General features: G+C 35.8%; 19 protein-coding genes and 1 pseudogene. 12 read left to right on the forward strand and 8 right to left on the reverse strand.

All coding sequences use genetic code 11. The annotated features are described in order from the left end of the window. Nucleotides 1-96: 96 nt before the first annotated feature. The 7 genes from QWZ06_RS14985 to QWZ06_RS15015 all read left to right on the forward strand — a co-directional run bounded on the left by QWZ06_RS14985 (nt 97) and on the right by QWZ06_RS15015 (nt 10,505). On the forward strand, nt 97-1,275 hold the full coding sequence (locus tag QWZ06_RS14985) for an acyl-CoA dehydrogenase family protein (protein ID WP_290299199.1): 1,179 nt from the start codon (nt 97-99) through the stop codon (nt 1,273-1,275). 159 nt (nt 1,276-1,434) lie between these two features. Next, nucleotides 1,435-3,390: a T9SS type A sorting domain-containing protein gene (locus QWZ06_RS14990; protein WP_290299200.1), complete on the forward strand. Its 1,956-nt coding sequence runs from the start codon at nt 1,435-1,437 to the stop codon at nt 3,388-3,390. A 416-nt stretch (nt 3,391-3,806) separates the two neighbouring features. Then, complete coding sequence (locus tag QWZ06_RS14995; protein ID WP_290299201.1) at nt 3,807-6,602, forward strand: TonB-dependent receptor plug domain-containing protein; 2,796 nt, start codon at nt 3,807-3,809, stop codon at nt 6,600-6,602. 20 nt (nt 6,603-6,622) lie between these two features. Then, entirely contained in the window at nt 6,623-6,946 is a 324-nt protein-coding gene (locus QWZ06_RS15000) for a hypothetical protein (protein WP_290299204.1), read from the forward strand. Between the two features lie 17 nt (nt 6,947-6,963). Continuing rightward, nucleotides 6,964-7,842 (forward strand): DUF4876 domain-containing protein, encoded by an 879-nt coding sequence (locus QWZ06_RS15005; RefSeq protein ID WP_290299205.1) that lies wholly within the window; start codon nt 6,964-6,966, stop codon nt 7,840-7,842. A gap of 1 nt (nt 7,843) precedes the next feature. Next, complete coding sequence (locus tag QWZ06_RS15010) at nt 7,844-9,358, forward strand: DUF6850 family outer membrane beta-barrel protein (protein WP_290299206.1); 1,515 nt, start codon at nt 7,844-7,846, stop codon at nt 9,356-9,358. A 10-nt stretch (nt 9,359-9,368) separates the two neighbouring features. Next, on the forward strand, nt 9,369-10,505 hold the full coding sequence (locus tag QWZ06_RS15015; RefSeq protein ID WP_378170688.1) for a cytochrome-c peroxidase: 1,137 nt from the start codon (nt 9,369-9,371) through the stop codon (nt 10,503-10,505). 172 nt (nt 10,506-10,677) lie between these two features. Here the strand turns inward: QWZ06_RS15015 and QWZ06_RS15020 are convergent, their stop codons facing one another. From QWZ06_RS15020 to QWZ06_RS15045, 6 genes are all read right to left on the reverse strand, one after another. After that, on the reverse strand, nt 10,678-13,041 hold the full coding sequence (locus tag QWZ06_RS15020; protein WP_290299208.1) for a patatin-like phospholipase family protein: 2,364 nt from the start codon (nt 13,039-13,041) through the stop codon (nt 10,678-10,680). A 202-nt stretch (nt 13,042-13,243) separates the two neighbouring features. Continuing rightward, the gene (locus QWZ06_RS15025) at nt 13,244-15,931 is read right to left on the reverse strand and encodes a PD-(D/E)XK nuclease family protein (RefSeq protein ID WP_290299210.1); all 2,688 of its coding nucleotides are present in this window, start codon (nt 15,929-15,931) and stop codon (nt 13,244-13,246) included. Continuing rightward, a complete protein-coding gene (locus tag QWZ06_RS15030) occupies nt 15,928-16,464 on the reverse strand; it encodes a DUF922 domain-containing protein (protein ID WP_290299211.1) in 537 nt (178 codons plus the stop codon). Before QWZ06_RS15030 ends, QWZ06_RS15025 begins: the two co-directional genes overlap by 4 nt. Beyond that, nucleotides 16,464-16,868: a hypothetical protein gene (locus QWZ06_RS15035; RefSeq protein WP_290299214.1), complete on the reverse strand. Its 405-nt coding sequence runs from the start codon at nt 16,866-16,868 to the stop codon at nt 16,464-16,466. Before QWZ06_RS15035 ends, QWZ06_RS15030 begins: the two co-directional genes overlap by 1 nt. Nucleotides 16,869-16,930: 62 nt before the next feature. Continuing rightward, nucleotides 16,931-17,566 carry a 16S rRNA (guanine(527)-N(7))-methyltransferase RsmG gene (rsmG, locus tag QWZ06_RS15040; protein WP_290299216.1) on the reverse strand — a complete coding sequence of 212 codons (636 nt, stop codon included), beginning with the start codon at nt 17,564-17,566 and terminating at the stop codon, nt 16,931-16,933. Between the two features lie 84 nt (nt 17,567-17,650). Further along, on the reverse strand, nt 17,651-18,496 hold the full coding sequence (locus QWZ06_RS15045; RefSeq protein WP_290299218.1) for a GLPGLI family protein: 846 nt from the start codon (nt 18,494-18,496) through the stop codon (nt 17,651-17,653). 172 nt (nt 18,497-18,668) lie between these two features. Here QWZ06_RS15045 and QWZ06_RS15050 point away from each other — a divergent pair, with 172 nt between their 5' ends. From QWZ06_RS15050 to QWZ06_RS15070, 5 genes are all read left to right on the forward strand, one after another. Beyond that, nucleotides 18,669-19,862: a pyridoxal phosphate-dependent aminotransferase gene (locus tag QWZ06_RS15050; protein WP_290299221.1), complete on the forward strand. Its 1,194-nt coding sequence runs from the start codon at nt 18,669-18,671 to the stop codon at nt 19,860-19,862. A 36-nt stretch (nt 19,863-19,898) separates the two neighbouring features. Further along, complete coding sequence (locus QWZ06_RS15055; RefSeq protein ID WP_290299224.1) at nt 19,899-22,838, forward strand: M16 family metallopeptidase; 2,940 nt, start codon at nt 19,899-19,901, stop codon at nt 22,836-22,838. Between the two features lie 145 nt (nt 22,839-22,983). Next, nucleotides 22,984-23,616 (forward strand): peroxiredoxin, encoded by a 633-nt coding sequence (locus QWZ06_RS15060; RefSeq protein WP_160138378.1) that lies wholly within the window; start codon nt 22,984-22,986, stop codon nt 23,614-23,616. Nucleotides 23,617-23,737: 121 nt separating this feature from the next. Beyond that, nucleotides 23,738-24,046 (forward strand): thioredoxin family protein, encoded by a 309-nt coding sequence (locus QWZ06_RS15065; protein WP_034698499.1) that lies wholly within the window; start codon nt 23,738-23,740, stop codon nt 24,044-24,046. Next, nucleotides 24,046-24,294, forward strand: coding sequence for a DUF6952 family protein (locus tag QWZ06_RS15070; RefSeq protein WP_002980002.1), 249 nt, complete (start codon nt 24,046-24,048; stop codon nt 24,292-24,294). Before QWZ06_RS15065 ends, QWZ06_RS15070 begins: the two co-directional genes overlap by 1 nt. Before the next feature lie 595 nt (nt 24,295-24,889). Here QWZ06_RS15070 and QWZ06_RS15075 read toward each other — a convergent pair. Then, nucleotides 24,890-25,578: pseudogene (locus tag QWZ06_RS15075) on the reverse strand (Bax inhibitor-1/YccA family protein). 28 nt (nt 25,579-25,606) lie between these two features. Next, complete coding sequence (locus QWZ06_RS15080) at nt 25,607-25,885, reverse strand: hypothetical protein (RefSeq protein ID WP_290299245.1); 279 nt, start codon at nt 25,883-25,885, stop codon at nt 25,607-25,609. Nucleotides 25,886-25,916 lie beyond the last annotated feature (31 nt).

The following is a 25,916-nucleotide window of genomic DNA, read 5'->3' on the forward strand; positions in this document are numbered from 1 at the left end:
CAGGATTATCTGTTTGAAAACCAGCCTTTAGATAAGTTTTCAAAAAAATTTCTCAAACACCACGAAAAATGTTATTTTTAACAAAATCAAAAAATCATGTCATATTATCCTCTTACAAGCATCCCTGATTATTATGGAATTGATGCTTTACTTACTGAAGAACACAAACTGATTCGTCAATCTATCAGAGATTGGGTTGAAAGTTTTGTAATGCCGCAGATTGACCAGGCAGCACAAAATCATACTGACCTTCCTGGCCTTATGAGAGAATTAGGAAAAATCGGAGCATTAGGTCCGTATATTCCTGTTGAGTATGGTGGTTCCGGATTAGATCAGATCTCTTATGGTCTTATTATGCAGGAGTTGGAAAGAGGAGATTCAGCAGTACGTTCAGCAGCTTCAGTACAAAGCTCTTTGGTAATGTTTCCCATTAATGAGTTCGGTTCTGAAGAACAAAAAATGAAATATCTTCCGAAACTGGCTGCTGGAGAAATGATCGGTTCTTTTGGATTGACAGAGCCTAACCATGGTTCTGACCCAAGTTCTATGGAAACCTACTTCAAAGATATGGGCGACCATTATCTTTTGAATGGTGCTAAAATGTGGATCACCAACTCTCCTCTTTGCGATATTGCTGTAGTATGGGCAAAAAATGAAGAAGGAAAAATACAGGGATTAATTGTTGAAAGAGGAATGGAAGGATTCACAACTCCGGAAACACATAATAAATGGAGCTTAAGAGCTTCCAAAACAGGAGAATTGGTATTCAACGATGTAAAAGTTCCTAAAGAAAATTTACTTCCGGGTGTTACAGGATTGAAGGGGCCTTTATCTTGTCTGAATTCTGCCCGATATGGAATTTCATGGGGAGTAATCGGAGCGGCTATTGATTGCCACTGTACTGCTGTTCAGTATTCGAAAGAAAGAAAGCAGTTTGGTAAGCCAATCGGTTCTTACCAGCTTCAACAGAAAAAATTAGCTGAATTCTTAACAGAGATTACCAAAGCTCAGTTATTATGTCTTCAACTAGGAACTCTTAAAAACGAACATAAGGCAACCCCGGCACAAATATCAATGGCTAAACGTAATAATGTAAAAATGGCGATTGACATAGCAAGAGAATCAAGACAGATCCTTGGAGGGATGGGTATCATGGGTGAATTCCCAATGATGAGACATGCTGCCAATCTGGAATCTGTGATTACTTATGAAGGAACTCACGACGTTCATTTGTTAATCACCGGTTTAGATATTACAGGTATTAACGCTTTCTAAACAAAAAAAATATAGAAATAAGAGTCTGGTCTTTGGATCAGACTCTTTTATTTTACTCACATTACAGAGAATTTAATATTCAATGAATAATTATTAATGCTTGAATATTTTTGTGAATTTATTAAAGTTACTACCTTAACACTAGTAAAAATTCACGATATGAAGAAAATAACGACTTTTTTAATAGGACTTACAGCGCCATTCTACTTTGCCCAACAGGCTGGTGACGTTGTAAGTGCCGAAAAGAAACTGGATTTAACGCCGCAGGGGGTCGTTAATTTCATTGCCAATAATCTTGGCGAACAAAATGCCCCTGACTTTGTAAGCTATCTCAATGGTTTTAATGTAGGTTTAAAAGGATATAAAATAACCTATTACACCAAAAATGAAAACAACGTTCTTGTAAAAGCGACAGGGCTTCTGATGTATCCTAATGTTAATATGAAGCTTTCCACAGTAGTCTCTGATCACGGAACTACCGACAACAGGAATAATGTTCCGTCCAATTTCAAAGGAACTTTAACAGCCGGATTCGTAGTGGAACTTTCTTATGTACTTAATGGCTATATTTTAATGGCTCCCGACTATGTAGGGATGGGAACTGGAGATGGTGTACATCCTTATGTAGATTATGCTACTGAGTCTGGTGCAACCATTGATTTTGTTACTGCAGCCAATAAGGTATTGGCACAATTAGGCATAAAACGTTATGATGAATATTTTCTGGCAGGCTACTCACAAGGAGCACATGCTGCAATGTCTACTTTAAAAAGGTTAAGTATTTCAAATCCAGGTAATCTGAAATTTAAATATGCTTATATGGGTGACGGGCCTTATGACATGTCTGAAACGACTTTAAAGAAAGGAGTTTTAGAAAAAGATATTTATCCCTTTAGTTCATTTTTAGCGAACGTACTTCACAGCTGTAATAATACAGGATTTAAAACGTACACTAATGATATTTCAGAAGTCATTTCTGCGGAATATCTTGATCGATATAATTATCATGTTGTGCAGGATAACGGAGGTTTATTATGGGGACCATTTCTTTGGAGAAAACTGTTTACAACCAATTTTGTAAACGAAGTAACCAATAATCCGAATCATAAATTCAGACAATGTCTGAAACCTAAAGATGTATACGACTGGTATAATAAAACTCCTATGACCTTGGGACATTCTACCGTTGATCTAGCCATTCCGCCAGAGAATACTTCCAAAACGATTGACGTACAACGTGGCTATTATTCGTGGTGGGATCTGAGCAAATACAAATTGGATTCTTTCTATTGGGGACCCATCGGCCATGTAGGCGGTATTGTTCCGTTTGTTCTGGCTTCTAATGCAAAATTTAATACCTTAAGAAGCGGCGGGCTTTTTAATGAACGGGCGGCTATAGGCTCTATTTTTGGAAAACAAGCGGCAAAAGCGTCTGAGGAAGTGCCTCCTCTGTTCTCCTCTCAGTTAAAACCTGACCTTGGAAATATGCAGTTAATGGAAGTCACTGATTTTAATAAAGAAAAAGCAGTAAGCAGAGCAGCCACAGACCGCAGTTTATCTTCTTTAAAAGATGGTGTGTATTTGTTGAAAGTGTCGGAAAACAATCAGAATAAGATGCTTCCATACATTAAGAACACCCCTAAAGAAGTAGCCGAAAATGAAATCGTTCAATCTGAAAACAATGCCGTTCTAAAATTAAAGATTGATCAAAATGAACTTTCTGCAGTACATATTTTTGATGAAAATAAAAATCTGGTGACAACCATTTCCAGAGATCAGTATCAGGAAAAAGGCGGAATCAGCCTACAGGATATGGATGCTCAGAAATATACATTCGAAGTAGTTACATCATATTATAATCTGCAATTCAGTAAAAATATCGGACACCGTACATTGGAAACCAGTACAGATATCTTTACCCAAAACAAACAGATTAAAGCCAGAGCCAATAATGACATTAAAAATATAAGTATATACCATATTTCCGGAGCGCTGATTCTTCAGCAGGAAGTCAATGCCCAACAATACGAATCAAGAAGTATGGAACCTGGAATTTATGTGGTACAAATGACTCTTTCTAATGGAAAAACAATCAATAAAAAAGTTAAACTATAGCATCTAATCCTTTTTATATATCATTTTCAAGTTAATTTTGGCACTCCAGCAATGGAGTGCTTTTTATTTTTTTTATAGACAATTATATTGATTTCATCTTTCTTTATTTCCTCAAATATTCAATATAAAAATGAAATCTTTGTGTAAAATTCTACATTAAGTTTTCAATTCATCTCTTTCAACAGAAATAACTCTAACAATACAAATTAGAAATAAAATTAAATATCTCATTTAAAAAACATCACAAAACACTAATAATCAATAATATAAATTAAAAACATCTAAATTTAAAAGATTTAATAACTATACATCTGGTGTGATCTTATAAATGACATTTGTCAATTATTTTAAATTATTCTAAATAAAATTAGATATCTTATTTAATGCCTCCTACCTTTGCAAAAGAATAATGCCAGATGATCCATAACGATCCCAAATTCCCTTTTAAAACACAAGTTTTTACATTTTTATTTCTTTTCACAACCTATTCAACAGTTCAAGCACAAGACAGATCTGCGGTCATTTTATTTGAAATAAAGAATAAACAATCTGAACCCATCAGAGATTCAGAAATCAAAATTATATCCAGTGAAAATAACTACACTGTGCCTACCAATGAAAAAGGGATTGCTACTCTATCAGTAATTCCTGGTCAGTATGTGATTGAGATTCGTAAAAATGGGATGATAGAATATTCAGGTAAGTTGTCAATTACCCAATCTGAAACCTTCACATTTTCACTTACAGACAAAATCACATCTATAGAGGAAGTGATCATTACTGCTAAGGAAAGTAAGGGTCTGACTTCGTCATCTGTGATCAGCCATCGTGCGATGCAGCATTTGCAACCCTCTAGTTTTACCGATCTTCTGGAGCTCCTTCCCGGAGGCCGATCTGGAGACCCAGTTTTAAATCAAGTTAATAAAATCAATCTTCGTGAAACTGGAAATCCTGGAAATGACTACAACACTTCCGCCATGGGAACTACATTTTTAGTAGATGGTGCTCCATTAAACTCGGGTGCTAATCTTCAATATACCTATGATTTTTTAGATAAAAACAATAATGGATTAAAAAGGCGGCTCAATCTCACTAGTGGTGTCGATATGCGAGCTATTTCTACTGATCAGATTGAAAAAGTAGAAATTATGCGTGGTATTCCTTCTGTCATTTATGGAAATCTTACCTCCGGAATCGTTAAAATCACCAACAAATCAGGATACACTCATTGGAAATCAAGGTTTAAAGCTGATGGTTACAGTAAACTATTTGCCATCAGCAAGGGGTTTGAAGATAAAAAGCATGGCCTGAAAATCAATACGGGAATCGACTATTTGAATGCTAAATCTGACCCAAGAGACCCACTTGAAAATTATAAAAGAATTACAGCCAATTTTGCTCTAATAAAGGAAAAACAACGTAGCCACGGTAACTTCAGATGGCAAACCCATCTTAGCTATACAGGTTCTCTTGATGGATCAAAGACTGATCCGGATGTAGATTTATCACAATTAAACTCTTATGAGGTCAATAATCACCTTTTGAGTCTTTCCAATGTGTTTAATTACACCAAAAATGAGCCTTCATTTTACAAATCAACAGAGGTTCAGGCTACCATCAATCAAAGATTTGACAAAATAAAGCAAACCAAGTTTATTCAGCTGGAAAATGCAACCGCTTTTCCTCTATCCAGAAATGAAGGTGAATATGATGGCTACTACCCTACAGCTCAATATATTTCAGACTATAGTGTAGATGGTAAGCCACTTGATATTTTTGTGAAGATGGTGAATGCTTTTCAATGGGATTTTAAAACCATTAAAAATGAGATCAATACAGGATTTGATTGGCAACTCAGTAAAAACTGGGGTCAGGGGCAACTATTTGATATTTATAGACCAATAGACCCTAAAGCTACGTTCAGACCACGTGCTTATCGTGATGTACCAGCCTATTCTACTGCTGCTTTATTTCTGGAAACCATCAGTACAGCAGATCTTGGCAAACACAAACTTACACTAGCATTAGGAGTAAGAGGAAATTCGATGTTGAACCTGCCGGCTCATTTTAATATGAACAGGAAGATGTATCTGGATCCAAGAACTAATCTTCAATGGGATCTGCCAACATTTAATTTAATGAATAAAAAGGCTCAGATAGCTTTAACATTGGGTTATGGTAAGCAGACCTTATTCCCGGATCTTAATCTTCTATACCCTGAATTGATCTATAAAGATGTACAGCAATTGAACTATTTCCATTCTAATCCGAATTATAGAAAAGTGAACTATAAAACCATGATCTATAATCCTCAAAATCCGGAAATAGAACCTGCTACCAATGAAAAATTTGAGGCAAGAATAGACTTTAGTTTAGGGTTCCATCAGCTATCGGTGACTGTTTTTAAAGAAAAAATGCACAATGCCTTTCGTTCTATGAATGAATATGCGGTTTATCAATATAAAAAATACGATACATCAGCACTCAATCACGATGCGATTACTTCTCCTCCTGATGTCAATACGCTTCTTTATCAAAACTTTACGGAAAATTTCATGTATTCAGCACAACGAAATGGGAGTAAAATAGATAAGGAAGGGGTGGAATTTCAGTATTCCTCCAATAGAATTCCTGTTATTAATACAAGGTTTACAGTAAGCGGAGCATGGTTCCGCACTCAATATGGCAACAGTCTTCCGGTATACAGGAGACCCGATGTATTGATCAACGGCAGACCTTATCCTTATCTCGGACTCTATAATGGAATGGAACCTAATTCTGTCAATGAAATCCTGAATACAAACTTGATGATGGATACTTATATTCCAAAATTAGATTTGATATTTTCAAGTTCTTTTCAATTTTCATGGTATTCCAGCAGAAAGATGGAATCTATGAGCGGGCTACCCAGTCATTATGTAGATCAAAATGGTAATATTTTCCCATTCAATCCTGATACAGCCCATGGAACGATCCTCGAAAGACTGATTATGGTTCAGAATGAAGACCGGTATAATGCTACAAGAAGACCTTTAGAAGCTAATCTTAACCTGAAAGTAACTAAAAGCTTCAGACACAAAACAGTTATCGTTTCGATGTTTGCTAACAGACTTTTCAGTTATTATGCGCCCTACAATGTGAATGGATTTACTATCAACAGAAAAGGAGCACAAGATCCCTATTTCGGAATGGAGATCAATTTCAATTTATAACAATTTCAAATCAATAAATTATGTTAAAACATTTAGTAAGAACACTCTTATTATTGTGTGCTGTAGTAAGTCTTGCAGCCTGTTCGTCTGATTCCGATGCCCCCGAGGCACAAGCTCAGACTACTCTAAACCTCAATCTGAGAGTTATTCCGGAGAACATTCAGGTACAAGAATACAAGTATCTTACGGTACAATTTAAAGAACTGAACACTGGATTTACAGTTACTCAGGAGCTTAAAAACACCAGTTTACTGAAAACAGTTCTTCCTATGGGAACTTATCACATTACCGTTGAAGGAAGTATTGTATATGGAGATAAATTCACGCTTATTGAGTCAAAGTAGGTGGAGTTCAAACCGGAGTGGTTATCAACGGTGCTGAACAAAGCAAAACGATTGATCTCTCACTGAAAGCAGGAAGCGGCGATCTTATTCTTGAGGAAGTATTCTTCACAGGGACTCAAACCCCACAGGGAGCGATGTATTTTGGAGACCAGTATTTTAAAATCACCAATAATACAGACCAGACATTATATGCTGACGGAATGTTATTGATACAATCAGCTTTCATGACCAATGAAAAGCAGGATTACAGCCCGAATATCATGGGAACTACATTCTCTGCGGGAGCAATTATTAGAATTCCGGGTAATGGAACTACTTATCCTGTATTGCCCGGTTCATCGATTATCATTGCAGAAGATGCTATCAATCATAAAGAATTCAACCCTTCGTCCATCAATCTTTCTCAGGCTAATTTCCAGATTTTCAAAGAAGATTCTGATGATATTGATAATCCTGCAGTTCCTAAAATGATCAATGTATTTGAGAAAATGGTTATTCACACACAAGGATATTATGCGTATGCTATAGCACGTATGCCTCCGGGAATCACCGATGAATCATTAATCAACCAGAATTCATACACTTACACCTATAATCTTACTTTTGGCGGCGAGGTTTATCCTATGGATGGAACAGCTGTTAAAATCCCGAACGGATGGATCAAGGATGCAGTTAATTTAAGTGTACAGGATTCTTTCCAATGGCTGGTAACTTCTCCTTCTTTGGATATGGGATGGACTTCTGTAACTTCTTTTGATGGTGATAAAAGCCGTTTTGGAAAAGCTGTTCGCAGAAAGGTTATCGGTAAAACTGCTGAGGGTAAAAATATTTTAAAAGACACCAACAACTCCACCGCGGATTTTGACCATGGTGTAAAACCTTCATTATTCAATTAAAATGAAACATTTTCAATCCATACTTATCCTGCCCGTCCTTTTTCTGGGTTCTGAAGCCTATGCTCAGGACAACGACTCTATCATGAAGAAAATTCGTGAAGAGTACAGCTATGAAAGGATACTCAAAAACAGGGTCAATACCAATCCTGCCAACATGCTAGATTCAAGGAAGTATCGCATTACAGTTTTTAATATATTCACTCAAAACAATGATACTCCCAATGAACTACAACAAAAAGGAAAGGGAAAAGATCTTTGGGGTGCAGAAACCCGCACTCACCAAATATTGGATCCAAAAACTGTAGTTTGGGGTAATGCTTCTTATTCGCAGGGAAAACGCAAGCAGGTAGTATGGAACGAAAATGCTGATTATGATATCATCTATCCTTATGTAGCAGCAGACAGTGTTGGCGGTGATATGAAATTTGAAAACTATGCATTTTCAGGCGGGTATTCAAAACAGATCAATACATTCACAGTAGGAATTACAGGAAGTTACAAAGCCAGTCTAAGCTATCGTGATATTGATCCAAGGCCTAAGAACACTTCTGCTCAATTCTCACTGGCTCTGGGAGCCAATAAACTGATGTTTAATCAGTTCAAAATTGGGGCTTACCTGGAAGCTGAAAAGTATACCCAAAAGCATTATTTGAGCTTTGTAAGCAATCAGGGATTTCCGATGATCTATAATATGAACGGTTTAGGAAACTACAATGCTCTTCTTTCCGGAAAACTTCGACAAGCCTATTATGAAGGCTGGTCTTACGGAGGTGGTTTACAGATCTATGAAGCGGAAAACAGGTCTTGGTTTCTTACTGCAGGAATGAAAAAGTTTAATCTTGATAAACTTCTGACGGAATATGCAGATCTTACGGCTTCCAAGATAGAGGAACAACAGTTTAATTTTTCATTGGGAAAGTTTTTTGAAACCGGTACAATCTCTTGGGGAATTTCAGCGATAGGAAACCACACCAACAGAAAGGGTACAGAGAACCTTTTTCTTAATGATAATTCAAGGAATTACATACAGATTGGTTCTGCAGAACAATACAGCCATCAGATCACTGATATTGTTTTTAAAGGCTTTTTAGAGGTGGAACATAAAAGTGCAAAATCATCATTTCTCCCTTACTTTGGATTGATTCAGGAAAAGGAAAAATATAATAATCCGCTTTCATTTATTAATTTAAATAAGCTTGTTTATGGTGCGGACTATCAATGGTTAAATACATTTAGTGATAAGCTTGCTCTTTCTGTTTCTACAGGAGTTTCTATAACTGATATTTATAAAAAAGAGGCAACGTTCAATAGTTCCGGAAAACCTGCTATTCAAAAGATGTTGCAGGAAAATTATCAATTTCAGTCTTCAGATTATTGGCAGGCAAAACTTGATATCCATTTTCATTTCAATGTTCCTGTCATTAAGAATGCTTATGTAGGAGGTAAAATGATGTACACTCATTTCAAAAACGATAACAATATGCTTTTCACAGCAACGATAGGAGCCATTTTTTAAGCAAAAAAACATGAAATTTTCAGATATTAAATTGATATTGCTGATAGGCATCATTGCTCTATTCTGCATGCAGCATACTTTACGGACGTATACCACAGATTATGGAGAAGTGGTCGCTCAATATAAAAAACCCAAACAATACTGGCCAAGACCTTCGGTAGATGCCGATGTAGATTGGAAAGAATTTGAAGCCATAGAATGGGATTCCAATTATTATGAAACCCAGGAACTTCCTGAAGTAATGCTTGGAAAAAAGCTCTTCTTTGATCCTAAACTTTCTTCATCAAGCCAGGTTTCCTGCAGCAGTTGTCATAATCCTGAATTGGGTTGGGGCGATGGACAGGAAATTGCCTTAGGTAATGACCATTTAATGGGGAAAAGAAATACTCAATCTCTTTATAATATTGCCGACAGAACGTCCTACTTCTGGGACGGACGAGCGAAAACTCTTGAAGAACAATTAGTAGGCCCTATTTCCGCTCACAACGAAATGAATATGAAACCGGAAAAACTGGCCGGGAAGCTTTCAAAATATAAAGAATACAAGCAACTTTTTAAAGATGTATATCAGGCAGAGAAAATCACATTCAATCAGATTGCCCGTGCCTTAGCTACATTTCAGCGTACCATCCAAAGCCAACCCAGTAAACTGGATAAATTCATCAAAGGAGATTATAAAGCGATGAACGATCAGGAAATCTACGGTATGCACCTGTTTCGAACCAAAGCAAGATGTATGAATTGTCATTATGGTAAAAATCTGACAGATGAGTCATTTCATAATATTGGACTTACCTATTACAAACGTGAATATGAAGATCTTGGACTTTATCATATCACCCATAATTCAAATGATGTAGGCAAGTTCAAAACGCCATCATTAAGAGATCTGAACTACACTGCTCCATGGATGCACAATGGTTTAATGGATGATCTGCATGGTGTCGTTAATCTATACAATAGCGGAATGCAAATGATTAACCCAAGCCCTGAAGAAAAGAAAGCAGATCCTAATTTTCCTATAACCGATCAAAGGATGAAGCCACTACGTCTTAATAATCAGGAAATAGATGCAATCGTGGCTTTTTTAAAAAGTATGTCAGGCAGTTATTACAAAATGCCGCGCCCAGAAATTCCAAGGCAGTAAATATTGGGCTGGAAGCTGGAAGAGGGAGGTTGGAAGTTACTATAGTTCCGATAAGTTCTGGATGTCATTTTAATTTATTGATAACTCAAACCTGATGTTTAAAAATTGAAATATTATTGTAGTCTTAATCTCACGGACTTCCCTCTTCCAGCTTCCAGTCTTCCTTTCTTTCTTAAAACTTAAATCCAATACTGAAATAGATCCTTGAGAAATCGAGTTGGTTATTTCTGGAAACATTAAGGTTGATCGGGCCAATAAGCGATTCATATCCAAGATTCAACCCATATCCAAACATTTCAAAACTGTCGTTAAAAGGAGAAAGCTCTTCACTCACTTTTCCATAACTGAATGAAGGGGTCAAGTACAATCTTTTCATAATTCTATACTGAAGAGATATTCCTGCCTTAGCTACAGAATTCATGGGAAGTTCTTTCTGACGAAGACCATTAAACTCAGGATTCATAAGGTCATAATTGTATTCACTTCCTCCTAAATTATATTTTTGGTTCAGGAAAAAGTAAGGCACCGTATCGTCTCTGTATGAACCAAAACTAGTTCCCAGGAAAAGATTAACTTTCGCCGCCAGTCTTCTTGTAATTGGATAAGCATAGTTTTCGTTCAGCGTAAATGAGACCAGATTCTTGGGTAAAAAATACCCTGGAGTACCAGGATTTAAAATCGGATATAACTGAGGCTGTACTGCTTGAAGATCATACAACTTATATTCATCTCCAAAATACATTCTTGCACTTATCTGAAGATGGTTCCCTCGGGTAGAGAAGTATCTTTTATTCAGATTGTTCTGTTCAAACTTTAGAAAGGCATTAAAATTACTGTGATTATAAAGCTTTTTACTATAGTTATCTGATTTTGCCTGATCTACTTTATCCAACAAACTGTACATTCTTTCAGTACTAAATTCTGTTCCAATCGAAATAAAGGCATTAGGTGTCACATTATAATTCAATGCCACTTTTCCGGTAATATTTCGATACATATGATTAGGAAACTTTGTGGTGTAGTCATCATCATACCCAAGAATCCTGAATAGTAAGTCATTACTTTTAAGATGTACCATTTTAGCCTCAAGGTCAATCCACCAGTGATCACCACTTCCCAGGAAACGTTGATAAGCCAACCTTGCTTTAAAACGTTCCGATATATCAATCGTTGCCAGGAATCTTGATCTGTTAGCCAGGATATTTCTATACGTATAGTTCACAATAATTCCTACCGATTGCTCTGTATCATAGTGAAGAGCCAATTTAAAGGCTCCTTTTTTGGCTTTTTTCACGAAAATATTCATCACAAGTCCATCACCCTCATTGGTATAAGTGTAATACACCTTCTCATATTGACGCATTCCAAATACTCGGTCTATTGCTTCATTAACGGTTTTTACATCATAATATCGCCCTTCCGTAAGCCCCATCTCCTTTTTGATAACCATAATTTCTACATCATCTGTAAGCGGACTTCCATTCTCTTCACTGAATGTAAATTTCGTAGTGGGTAACTTTACTTCTTCAATCATTTGATGCTCATATTTAATCCCTAGCTTCTTCTGAGCTTCTGCCAAGGCCACAAATTCAGGGAGATGCTTTCTGGCCTCAATTTCCCCTATTTTAATGATCTTTCTGAACTTGGCAAAATCTTTTGTTGTAATATCTCCCAAAGGGTCTACAAAGTCTACAAGAACGTTGGAGAGAGCCTTCTGGTGCTTAAAATCTTCCACAGAACGAATGGCATGCGTCTGGTAGATCATTTTCATGGGATTTTCGATCTCTTTTTTAGTAAAAAGCCTGAATCCGGTATATCCTCCAATCACAAAGTCTGCTCCCATCTGCCGGACTTCATTAGCCGGATAATTTCGATCCAAGCCACCATCTACTAATAACTTACCATCGATATAAACCGGAGCAAAAGCGGCAGGAATTGCTAAAGTAGAACGAATAGCTAACGGTAATGATCCTTTTTTCTGCATAATCAGTCCCCCGTTTTCAATGTCTGAAGAAGTAAGCTCAACGGGAATTCTTAATTTACTGAAATCATTGATATGCTTTGCGTTAAAAGTCAGGGTATTTAACACTTCTCCCATATATTGCCCCTCAATATAGGAACTAGGAAGCGTAGGAATTCCTTTTACTACCGGAAACTCCAGAATATACTTATCATACTCATCTTTTTCACTGATATTAACTTTGCTATAAGGAACTTTGTTGCTTAGAATTCTATTCCAATCTACTTTATAGATCGTTTTCTTCAGTTCGTCAGCATTATACCCCATAGCATACAAGCCTCCCAAAATACCTCCCATACTGGTTCCTGTAATATAATCCACTTTAATACCAAGAGAGTCTATCATTTTCAAAATACCAATATGGGCAAATCCTTTTGCTCCACCACCACTCAATGCTAAACCGAATTTCGTATCCTTGGTTACATTTTGTAATCTGGCATTCAGTGAATCGTTAATTTGCTGAGATTTAAGAAAGAGAGAAAAAATGACAGTTCCCAAAATCAGGAGTTTTTTCATGAGACAGCCTGTTTTATGTGTATAAAAATTTTACAGTAAATATACAATTATACCATAAAAACCGGTAAAAAATATCGCTTATTTCCTTATAAGAAAAGAATTTTAAAAATATTTATCATGAAAGGTGCTTTTAATTAATAAATTAACAATATTAGCATAAAAACATGAATAGAACTATCATCAGACCGATGATATTATCAATCTAATAAGACTTTATACTTTCCACAAAATTGATATCAGGATTCAGAATTTCAAGAATAAGGCTTTTTACAGATCTCATAGCATCGTCAATATCTCCTTTGTCGAATACCAGAGAAACCATTCCTTTTTTGGCTTCAGCAAAACTCCAGATTCCGGTTTCAATGGGATACCCCCAAAATTCGGGAAGATGTTGTACTACATAATGATAAATACAAAGCTGCAACGCCTGTTTTCTGTCGCTGTTATGAAAGTACTCCTCTACATTATCCTCGTCAATTTTTACATGGAGATTTTTAATTTTGGCCGTTTTATAGTCAATAATCCTTAAAGTTCCGTTCAACTTATCAATTCTGTCAATAAATCCTAAGAAGGAAATTTTATCATTTCCATCAAGATAAAATTCTACATTTTCGAACTTCCTTTCTATATCAATAATCTCCAGTTTATTTCCTTCTCTGATCAGATCAAGATCATGGTTCAGAATATTTTCAATGACCTTTTTCGCGATAGCTTTGTGGATGTAGTTCATCCCTTTTTCATAAAATTCCGGCTGGTGTTTAAGCTTTTCAATCGCGATATTAATATACTTATCTATTGCTTTAACTGACTTCTCTAAATCACTTTCTTTTAAAACCTTACCCTTCAATCCTTCATAAATCTCTTGAAGTGAATAATGGACTAAGTTTCCATAGTTCTTCACCGATAATTCTTCTTCAATTTCATCCGACTCGGAAGTGTTCAAAATCTTGGATAAATAAAAATCAATAGGATTATAAAGATAGCTTGTAAGATGGGAAGCTGATACCTTTTTCTTCCATTTTTGAAGTTGCTCCTTTACAATCTCCGTCTTGGAAATCTCTATGGGTTTTGAGATAATAGGCTCCGAAGAATTCTCAATTATCAAGTGTTCAATATCATGAGAGCTTTCCATTTCGATCTGAGTAATGAAACGGCTTTTTTCTCCCGTATTCACACCGGAGCTCAACGCATTATATAACAAATGAACATTCTTGGCATCCTGAATCAACCTATAGAAGTGATAAGCATAAATACTATCATTTTCCAAAAACGTATGAAGATCAAAAAATCTTCTGATATCAAAAGGAATATAAGTATTCTGTGAATTTCCTAACGGAAGTTTTCCCTCATTAACTGAAAGCAGGATCACGTTTTCAAAATTCAGAAGACGTGTTTCCAACAGTCCCATGATCTGCAATCCACGCAAAGGTTCCCCTTGGAAATCTATACTCTCAGAATTGATATGCTGATTGATCAGAATCTCCAATGTTTCCATTTTGATCTCAATATTATACGGAGTCAACTGGTTCTTGATCACCCTAAATGCATTCTCGAAGTGAGAAACGTTTTCATATTGAATATCATCTATTTCCAACCATTTTACCTGATGGCAAAACGAAATAAGAATGTCCAGATAAGCATGGGTGCTGACCGCTTTTTGCAGAAGTCCAAAATATGACAATTCTCCTAAAAGCTCACTCAAAAGCTTCTTTGAGATATAAACAATATTTCGCTCCTCTATCTTTGTTTTAAAATCATTGATGACCAATTCATCTTTAGCTGATTTCGGAAGCTCTTCAAGAATGGGGAAAACATCTCTGTAATAATACGAACTCTTGTTCTTTTCAAGCTGTTTCTGCAAATAGAACAGTCGTTTTACCGCATTGGAAAAAGACAGGTTCTTTAAGGGAAACCCCATCGTAATATTCAGATTATCTACTCCATGCATCACATCCAGACTCGCAGGCAGAAGATTTTCATCCAGCAAAACAACGGCCGTATTGGAATAGGTTTTATTATCAATTTCCTTAAAAATTTCCGGTAATACCTTTGTTTGGGTTACATTTCCTGAAACCTCATATACTTTGATCTTTTTAGGCTGGTTAAAATCATCTTCTATCCATTGAAATGTTCTGTTATCATCAAATTCCTTCCAAGTTTTGTGATTTCTGAGGAATTTTCCGGCTTCCTGTCTTTCGTCATTAAAGTAATAACGGTCTGCCTGAAAGAAACATTGAGCCTTATTCCACTGCAGAAGACTTCTTACTAGTTTTTCTTCAACCGGCGTAAAGGCATTAAATCCGCAGAAAACAAAATGTTCCGAGGTATTCTTCGCGAAATCCAAGATACTCGCTTTAGCAGCCTCATGAATCATTCCTGAGGTCGCCCAATTCTTTTCCTTCAGTCTGCTTTTTAACTCGGGAAGAAAAACATTCATATTTTGCCAGAAATTAAGAAACTTTTTTCTGGGAACATCGTCATCTTCACCAAGATTCTGAGCCCATTCCTTGATTCTTTCCTCATCAAACATATACTGTAAAACCGCCTGATCACTGTCTGAAAACTTCAGAATATCATCCCAGTCCTTCTGCAACGTTGGAAACCACTTCAAAAAATCCGAAAAATTATCTCTTGGAATCAAATTCAGACTTCTGTAGACATCAAACGAAAAAAGCCAGAGAGGAATTCCCTGGATCACCTGCTTATCAGCAATGTTGTTAATAAGTTCTTCAATGGTGAAAAAATTAGGAAGAAACCCCGAATAATTGTTCTCTTCCAAAATTTCTCTGATAAAGACAATCGGACGTTTTCCCGGTAGAATAATATTAAACGCAGAAAGATCCGGGTTTTGCGCTAACAGTTCGTGAATGATCTTATTGAGGAATTTCAAGGGGTTTGATAACTTTTAAGGTTTTCTAATTCACCGGAAATAGCAGCATTATATTCGGCCTGTTTTTCTTTATTCATCCCATGACGGGTATCTCTGTCATAAGCTGCCTGAAAATTTTTATATTCGCCGGATATTGTATTATAAATAGATTTAAATAACCTATTGTAATCACCGGAATTTCTGATATTTTCAGCAACAGACTTTCTGAATTTTCTCACAAAAACCTCTGCAATATCAAAATGCTTCTGCTCATGGAGCAAAATATAATCATTGATTTTATTGACATCTTTCCAAGATTTATCTTCGTTGAAGATTGTCTTTATTTCGATTTTTACAGGCGATTTCGGATTGCTGGATTTCACTACAGAATATTCCCAACCACAATTGGTATAGGCGGCAACATCCGGATTATTTTTTCTGTTGACAGGGCTTTTAAAATGATCCCATTTTAATTTTTGCCCCTCCTGCCAGATAATTTTTTGTCCAAACACAATATTAGCAGCTAACAGACAAATTACAAAGGTCAATTTCATTATTTCACTACAATCGTTTTTGTAATCCAGTTATTTCCTCCGTTCCAGAATGTAAAAGTATATTTTCCTTTTTTCTGTGGATTGAAATTAATCTGATTCACTGCTGAATAGCTATTTTGAGTACAAGGTCCATTGGTAATGTATTTATAAGCTGTTACTGATCGTTCAAAATCACCTTTATAAATATAATCATACCCATAAAATCCCTGGCATTGAGATGAATAAGTGGAATACGTTTTTATATGCTGTATTGCTAAAACATTCATAGTGTCCTTAGTAATGATTACGCTGTCTATCTTCACCTTGCCAATAGATTCAATAGTTTGATAATCATCGTCATTACAGGAAACCAATGCTAAACCAAACAATAATGCGGAAAATCCAATATTTAGAAACTTTTTCATAATCTTTAATTTTCTGATTATTAATACATATTTAGCAAAAATTATTCCTCCATCAAACAAAATTACGAATTAAAATTGCCTTTTGATACATAAACTACTTTTTTAGTGTCAAAAAACTCTCCATCAAAATAATGTTTCAGATTAAAAATTTCACATTTAAGCCCGGCAAGTTCTTCTGCAAGATCTCCTCCTTTTAAATATAAAATTCCATTATGTTTAGGGTTAAACTGTTCTTTTTCAAATTTCCCTTTCAGCCATCGCAAGAATTCCGGCATTTGGGTTACGGCTCTACTGACCACAAAGTGGAATTTCTCTTTTAGCTTTTCTGCTCTTCCGTGAATGGCTGTAATATTGGTTAGCCCAACTCCTTCCGCCACGGCATTTACAACACTAATCTTCTTTCCAATTGAATCAATCAGGGTAAATTGCGTCTCAGGAAATAGAATCGCCAAAGGAATCCCGGGAAAACCTCCTCCGGTTCCGATATCCAGAACTTTTGTTCCGGGAGCAAATTCCATTACTTTGGCAATCCCTAATGAGTGCAGAATATGTTTTTCATACAACGATTCCATATCTTTTCTGGAAATCACGTTGATCTTTTCATTCCATTCATTGTACAGGGTTTCCAGTTTTGCAAACTGTTCTAGCTGTGTCTCGGTAAGATCCGGAAAATATTTTAATAGTAACGATGTAGACATGTGAATTATTATAATCTGCAAAAATAAGTTTTTATTGGCTTTATTCAAATTTTCAGAAAGGGTATATCAAAAAATAACGCAATTTTATTTTGAATTTTCTTTTTCAATAGGATTGTTGCTTTTCTTAAGCAACCTTGCCAATTCCGAATCTTCATTTCCTTTACCCGCTTTCTTAATTTGCGCCATATCCAATTGAGCAGCATACCCATCTTTCAATTGCACACCCATCTTTCCGGTTTGCCCGTCTATGTTGATACTTTCAATATCTTCAGGACTGAAAGTCTCATTTTTCAGAAGTTTCCTGTATTCCTGATCAGACATCTTTTTATTGTTTTTAGGAACAATGCTAAATATAGAATTCACTTTTTTCACCTGAATCATATTAAAAACATGATGATTATCCAGATCTTTAATCCTTATCACAAGCCCGGGAAGACCATTGAATTTGTAAGGGCCATCGCTGATAGGATACTCTTTGGAAAACCACGCTTCCCACGCTCTTCCTTTGTATTGGGTAACCGCTTTCTGGCAATTTACTCCATTGACCTTTAAAAACTCTTTCCGGACAGACCATTTTGGAACTTCGTGATCCGTAATAACAAGATTTGCTGTTTTATATTTATCATATAAATTAGCTTCTCTTTTTGAATAATCTTTTTCAATGATATATCCTAAGTTTCTATCATAATTTTTACTCTTAAATAACATCTTAAGATCTTTGTCTGCCTGATAAATAGAATCTCTTTCATATTTCACAGCATTATAAAAATAAGATTTCTTTCCGTCAGAATCCAGATTCATATAATCTATAACATAAGAATCTTCATTGTCAATATCAGATTTCATTTTGTATTCATACACAAAACGATAATTCTGGGCAGGCGCAGTGCAGACTACTGCCAAAAATAAAAGAGTATAGAATTTTTTCATGGAGTTAAGTTTTTGATTAAATAGCACTTTCAAGACAAATAGCATCAAAAAAGAACATTAACTCCAAATATAGTGATTCCTTTTAAACCTGATAAAAATCTTTAAACCTGCCTCCCTTTTATTTCTCCTGCAAGGCCTTTTTATTATATATTTGTTAAAATTCAAAAAATACATGGACAAACTTTCAGATAGAGTAAAAAGACTAGGATACTCACAGACTTTTGTAATGTCTAACAAGGCAAGAGAAATGAAGGCGAACGGAATTGATGTGATCAGCTTAACCCTTGGTGAACCGGATTTTGATGTGCCGGATAATATTAAACAAGCAGCATTTGATGCTATCAATGAGAATTACAGCCACTACTCTCCTGTTCCGGGATTCCTTGAACTTCGTGAAGCTATTGCTTATAAATTAAAAAGAGACAACAATCTGGAGTACAAACCTACTCAGATCTGTGTTTCCAATGGTGCTAAACAGGCTATTTTAAATGTTTTAGCGGCTATTATTAACGATGGTGATGAAGTTTTACTTCCAGCTCCTTATTGGGTAAGCTATGACGAAATGGTAAAAATGATGGGCGGAACTTCTGTAATGCTTCCTACATCTTATGTTACAGACTTCAAAGTAACAGCTGAGCAACTTGAAGAAGCGATTACAGACAAAACAAAAGCAATCCTTTTCAGTTCTCCATGTAATCCATCAGGAGGATATTATACTTATGACGAATTGAAGTCTATTGCTAAAGTAGTAGCTAAATATCCTAATGTGACGATCATTTCAGATGAAATCTATGAATTCATCAATTATGAAACAAAAACTACTTCTATTGCTCAATTTCCTGAAGTTTATGAACAGACAGCCGTAATCAACGGAATGTCAAAAGCTTTCGCAATGACAGGATGGAGAATCGGATACTCCGCATGCCCTGAATGGTTAGCAAAAGCTTGTGAGAAAGTACAAGGACAAATGACAAGCGGTGCCAATACGGTAGCCCAAAGAGCTTCCATTGTCGCTTTAAAAACTGACCCGTCGGAATACAAATACATGATTGATGCTTTCAAAAAAAGAAGAGATCTTGTGTATGAACTGATCCAGGAAATTCCAGGATTTAAAGTATTACTTCCAAAAGCAGCCTTTTACTTTTTCCCGGATATTTCGCATTATATTGGAAAAACCCTGAACGGAACAGAAATTAAAAATTCTGATGATTTCGCGATGTTCTTATTGGAAAATGCTCACGTAGGATGTGTTGGTGGATTCTCTTTCGGAAGTCCGGAATGTATCAGATTCTCTTATGCAGCTTCTGAAGAAGAATTAAGAGAAGCTATGAAACGAATCAAAGATTTGTTAGACCAATTCAATTAAGAATTAAACAACAAAAAATAAAACACAGCCACCACAATGAATTTGTTTAAAAAACTAACAATCGCGACAAGTATCGCTGCAGCAAGTTTTGCAGGCCATGCTTTCGGACAGGATTATCAATGGAAAGAAGCCACTTCCAATGGATACAAGTACAAATACGTTACTAATGATCCTACTGCGGCAAGGTATTATACTTTAAAAAATGGGTTAACGGTTATTTTAAGTCCAACAAACAAGGAACCGCGAATCCAGACCTATATTGCAACCAAAGCAGGAAGTAAGACCGATCCCGCAGATCACACAGGTCTTGCTCATTATCTGGAGCACATGCTTTTCAAAGGAACCAATCAGTTCGGATCTAAAGATTGGGCTAAGGAGAAACCTCTTTTAGATCAGATTGATGCTCTTTATGAAAAATACAATCAAACTAAAGATGAGGCTAAGAGAAAGGAGATCTATAAAGAAATTGACAGAGTTTCCGGAGAAGCAGCCAAATATGCGATTGCTAACGAATACGACAAAATGATGGCTGGTATGGGTGCCGACGGATCCAACGCCTTCACTTCTTTTGAACAAACAGTATACACGGAAGATATACCATCTAATGTGGTTGATAAATTTTTGACTCTGCAGTCAGAAAGATTCAGAGAGCCTATTCTCAGATTATTCCATACAGAACTTGAAGCAGTATACGAAGAGAAAAACAGAACACTTGATGATGATGGAGATAAAGTATACGATACCATGTTCGCCAATCTCTTTCCTAATAATAATTATGGAAAGCAGACGACAATTGGTACCATTGAGCACTTGAAAAATCCATCTCTGCATGCCATCAGAGAATACTTCAACAATTATTACGTTCCCAACAATATGGGAATCATTATGTCAGGAGACTTCAATCCGGATGAAGTGATTACTAAGATTGACAAAGCTTTCTCTTATATGCAATCTAAACCGGTTCCTGAATACATCGTAGGACAGGAAAAAGCCATTACTTCTCCAGTCATAAAAGAAGTTGTAGGCCCTGATTCTGAAAGCGTAATGCTTGGTTTCAGATTCCCGGGCGCTTCAACAAAAGATGCAAGGCTCTTAAATTTTGTAGGAAGTATGCTTACCAATGGGCAGGCAGGATTAATTGACCTTGATCTGGTAAAAAAACAAAAACTATTGGGCGCCTATGCTTACCCTTATACTCTCAAAGACTATTCGGTACTGCTTTTAGAAGGAAAGCCTACTGAAGGACAGTCATTAGATGATGTAAAAAGTCTTCTTCTTCAGGAAATTGAGAAATTGAGAAAAGGAGAATTTTCTGATGATCTGATCCAGTCTATTGTTAACAACGAAAAGAAGAACACTATCCAAAAGGATGAAAAATACTCTTCAAGAGCAAGCATCCTGATGGACGAATTCACTTCTGATGTTGACCACAAGGCAAATCTGGAGTATATTGAAGAAATCTCTAAGCTTACCAAAAAAGATATCATGGATTTCGTTTCCAAATATCTTCAGAACAACAATTATGTAGCGGTTTATAAGAAAAAAGGAGAAGACAAAAACATTGTAAAGGTTGACAAGCCTACTATCACTCCTGTTTCAGTGAACAGAGAAGACCAATCCGCTTTCCTTAAGAAAATTGATGAGATGCCTGAGAAAGCAATTGCTCCGGTATGGCTAAATTATGACAAGGACATTGCTAAAAATAAATTGAGCGAAGTAGATGTACTTTCTGTGAAAAACACAGATAATGCTCTATTCAGGATGTATTATCATTTCGATTCCGGAAAATGGAATAACAAAATGCTTCCGTTGGCCGCAGAATACTTACAATATCTTGGAACGAATGATAAGTCTTCAGAAACCATCAGCAGAGAGTTTTACAAACTGGCATCAAGCTTTAAAGTAAGTGCTGGAAATGAAGAAACTTATGTTTCACTGGAAGGTTTAAATGAGAACTTTGATAAGACCATCGCTTTATTTGAAAATCTAATTAAAAATTGTAAAGCAGACCAGGCTGCATTAGATGCTTATAAAGCAAGGCTTAAAAAAGCCAGAGCTAATGCAAAACAGAATAAAGCCACTATTATGGCAGGATTAAGAAGCTACGCTCAATATGGATCGCAAAATCCATTCAACAATGTTTTGAGTGATGCTGAACTTGACGCATTGAAGGCTGAAGATCTGATCAATATCCTTCATGATCTTTTCAACTTTAAGCATAAGGTACTTTATTATGGTCCCAAAACAGGAACTGAAGCAGTAGCTTCTTTAAAACCTATCCACAAGCTACCTTCAGCACTTAAGGAACTCCCAAAGACTAAAACTTTTGTACAGATCCCAACAGATAAAAACAAAGTCTTATTCGCTCATTACGACATGGTACAAGCTGAAATCTTCTGGGCTAGAAATGCTGAACAATACAACTCTACCATTACTCCAACAGTGAGTTTATTCAACAATTACTTTGGCGGTGGAATGGGATCTATTGTTTTCCAAACCATCAGAGAATCCAAAGCATTGGCTTATTCTACCTATTCTTATTTCGCTCTTCCAAGCAAGAAGGAAGATAAAAATAGCATTATGGCTTATGTAGGAACTCAGGCAGATAAATTCAATGAAGCATCTTCTGCGATGAATGAACTCTTAACTACCCTGCCAAAGTCTGAGCAATTATTTGAGACAGCTAAAAGCGGATTGAAAAAAACGATTGCCTCTGAAAGAATCTCTCAAGATGGTATCATTTTCTCATATCTGAAATCTCAAAAACTTGGAAACAATTTCGACATCAGAAAGAATGTCTATGAACAGGCACCCAAACTGTCTTTTGCAGACATCAATACTTTCCATGATACGGAAATGAAAAACAAGAACTATACGTATTGTATTGTGGCAGCACAAGATAAAGTAAATGAAGCCGATATGCAGAAATTAGGTGAAGTAAAAAAACTCAATCTAACGGAAATATTTGGTTACTAAAATAAACGAAAGCCCTGATTTCAGGGCTTTTTTATTTAATAACACATCAAAAACAATTATAGATTTTATTTATCGAAAATCATTTGTTCGATAGATAAAACTTCTCTATATTTGCATTAGAAATTTAAATATAAAACAGAAAATTATGTCTTTAGTAGGAAAAAAATTCCCGAATTTAACAATCGACGCAATGTCTGAAATGGGTGACGATTTAAGAATCAACATCCTTGAAGAAGCTACAAAAAACCAACAAAAAGTTCTTTTGTTCTGGTACCCTAAAGATTTCACTTTCGTATGCCCTACTGAGCTTCACGCTTTCCAGGAGGCCTTAGGTGAATTCGAAAAAAGAAACACTAAAGTAATCGGTGCATCTTGTGATACTAATGAAGTACACTTTGCATGGTTAAACACTCCAAAAGACAACGGAGGTATCGAAGGAGTAACTTACCCACTTTTAGCTGATACTCACAGACAATTAGCTAATACTTTAGGGATTGTTGATCAGGACTTCGAATACAATGAAGAAGGAGAAGAAATCTTCACAGGTTCTAACGTAACTTACAGAGCTACTTACCTTATCGACGAAACTGGAAAAATTTTCCACGAAGCGGTAAACGATATGCCTCTAGGTAGAAACGTAAAAGAATTCTTAAGATTAATCGACGCTTACACTCACGTTCAAAAACATGGTGAAGTATGTCCTGCAAACTGGGAAGAAGGTAAAGATGCAATGAAAGCTGACAGAACTTCTACAGCAGAATATTTAGCTAAGAACTAATATAATGTGTTAATCTGAAAATGAGATAATTTGAAAATTAGTCTCAGGATTATCTAAAATTATCTCATTTTCTTTTTATCATTAGCACATTTTCAAATTAATAAATTTTCAAATCACTATCATGTACACAGAATTAACCGAAGATACATTACAAAATATAGTAAACGACAACGAAAAAGTAGTTGTTCAATATGGCGCAACATGGTGCGGAAACTGCAGAATCATGAAGCCAAAATTCAAAAAATTAGCATCTGAGAATGACTCTATTCCTTTCTTATATGTAGATGCTGAAAAACTTCCTGAAAGCAGAAAATTAGCAAAAGTAGACAACTTACCTACATTCGCTATCTTTAAAAATGGTGAATTGGTAAACCAGGTTCAATCTAACCAGGCAGAAAGTTTAATTAACCTTTTTAACGAATTAGCATAATGAAATTACCAGTAATCAGACAATTCTATCAGAATCAAACTCCTGAGAACCTAGAAAAAACATTAGAAGTACTAGAAAGCTTCTGCGAATTCAGAGGAACAAGTGAAGAAGATTTAAATGTTGCAGGAGAGCTTATTACCAACATTTGTGGAGCTTTGGAAGTTCATGCTAATGTACAAAACGGAATGAGCGAAAAAGATGCTCTAAACTCTTTTGCACAAAAGGTTTTAGGATCTATTGATAAGTAGTTTTTATCATTTATATTCTATCAAAACACAAAAGACCTGAGGCTTTCCTCAACACTATACTTCCCTATTCCTTAACAAATACTCTATTTTTAACTGAACGCATCCCTTCAGAGGCTTAATAAGTCCTATTGAAGCGCTATTCAGCATTGAATTGTTAAAGAATATCCAATAAAATCCCGATGAAATGTCATCAGGATTTTTTGGGTTCGAAATAAACACAAAGCTCACAAATATTTTCACACTAATAGCACAAATACAAACTATATAAATAGTGTCGCCCGCGAAAGTATTTGTGGTTAAAAAAGATCTGCTAAATCCGCATCATCTGCGAAAAAAACTCAACCCTTCATCAAGATCTGCTCCTATAGAAAATAAAAAATCCTGATGAAAAATCACAGGGCTATTATAAACTATCCTTGTCAAGGTTATAAACCTTGTTGACAAGGATAACAGCATTTTAAGTTCTAAACAATCAAAAAACAAAAACTAAGGGCACTTTTTTAAATCTGCTTTATCTGCAAAATCCGCGAGAGAAATAAAAAAATCCTGATGAAAAATCACCAGGACTATTATTTAAAGCTAAATATATTTCAAATTAACTTCTTCTGCTCATCAAAATATTCAGGACATACCAGAATAAAAGCATAATCGACGCAAAAAGCTGCAACGCCGCTCCAACATACTGATTCGTAGCATAAGAGTCCTTTAGCTTACTTGTCTGATATAAAATCGCCGCAGAAGCTAAGATTACCATTCCTACAGAGAACCATAATCCAAGATTAAAACCAAAGGCCATTCCACCAATAATTAAACCGATTGAAATAAACCCTCCTATAATGATGATATTTCTTAAAAAAGAAAAATCTCTCTTGGAAGTAAAAGCTACCGCAGAAATCCCCGCAAACATAGCAACCGTTAACGTAGCAGCCTGGAAGATAATATTAGCACCCCCTGCAACATTAGTTGCTATAAAAAGTAATGGTAAAAATATTACGGCTTCTAAAACAATATAGAACCCTAAACCAAGGTACTGAGTGGATTGACTTTGTGAAAGCGACCATTTAGAAGCTAAATAGAAGCCATCCAGAAAACTCCAATGATCAATAACCAGGTAAATCTTCCCTGAAACATCATCGCAATAATTTCTACAGGTACAGTTTTCAACAAAATAGTCTCAACTCCAATAAATGCAAGAATGGATAATGCAACATGCAAATAGGTCTTCTTGTAAAAATTCGCTTTCTCCACATCTGAGGAGTGAGCGACTAAAACATCTGTCATCATAGTTAATATTTTTTTTATTAATCGAAATTTATTTATTCATTCCAGCCGGCAATACTCCAAGAAGCTTTCCATCATCTTCAAATACAGCGCTTATCACTTCTTTTGTGTCTGAAGCTCCGGCATATTTATATTTAATATTAGGATGGCTGATCCCATCCATCGTTACATAGTAGCCCACTTTTAGAATATCAAGCTTTTTATTAACATCAATACCATCCCTTACTTTTTTAAGGACGTCTTCTGTAACAATTTCCTTTACCTTATCAGAAAGCACCTCCTCTGCCGCTTTATAATCCGAAGACTGCAACGCTTTGATAAATTTCTGAAATTATCATTGT

It is taken from the genome of Chryseobacterium tructae (assembly GCF_030409875.1).
GTDB classification, from domain to species: domain Bacteria; phylum Bacteroidota; class Bacteroidia; order Flavobacteriales; family Weeksellaceae; genus Chryseobacterium; species Chryseobacterium tructae.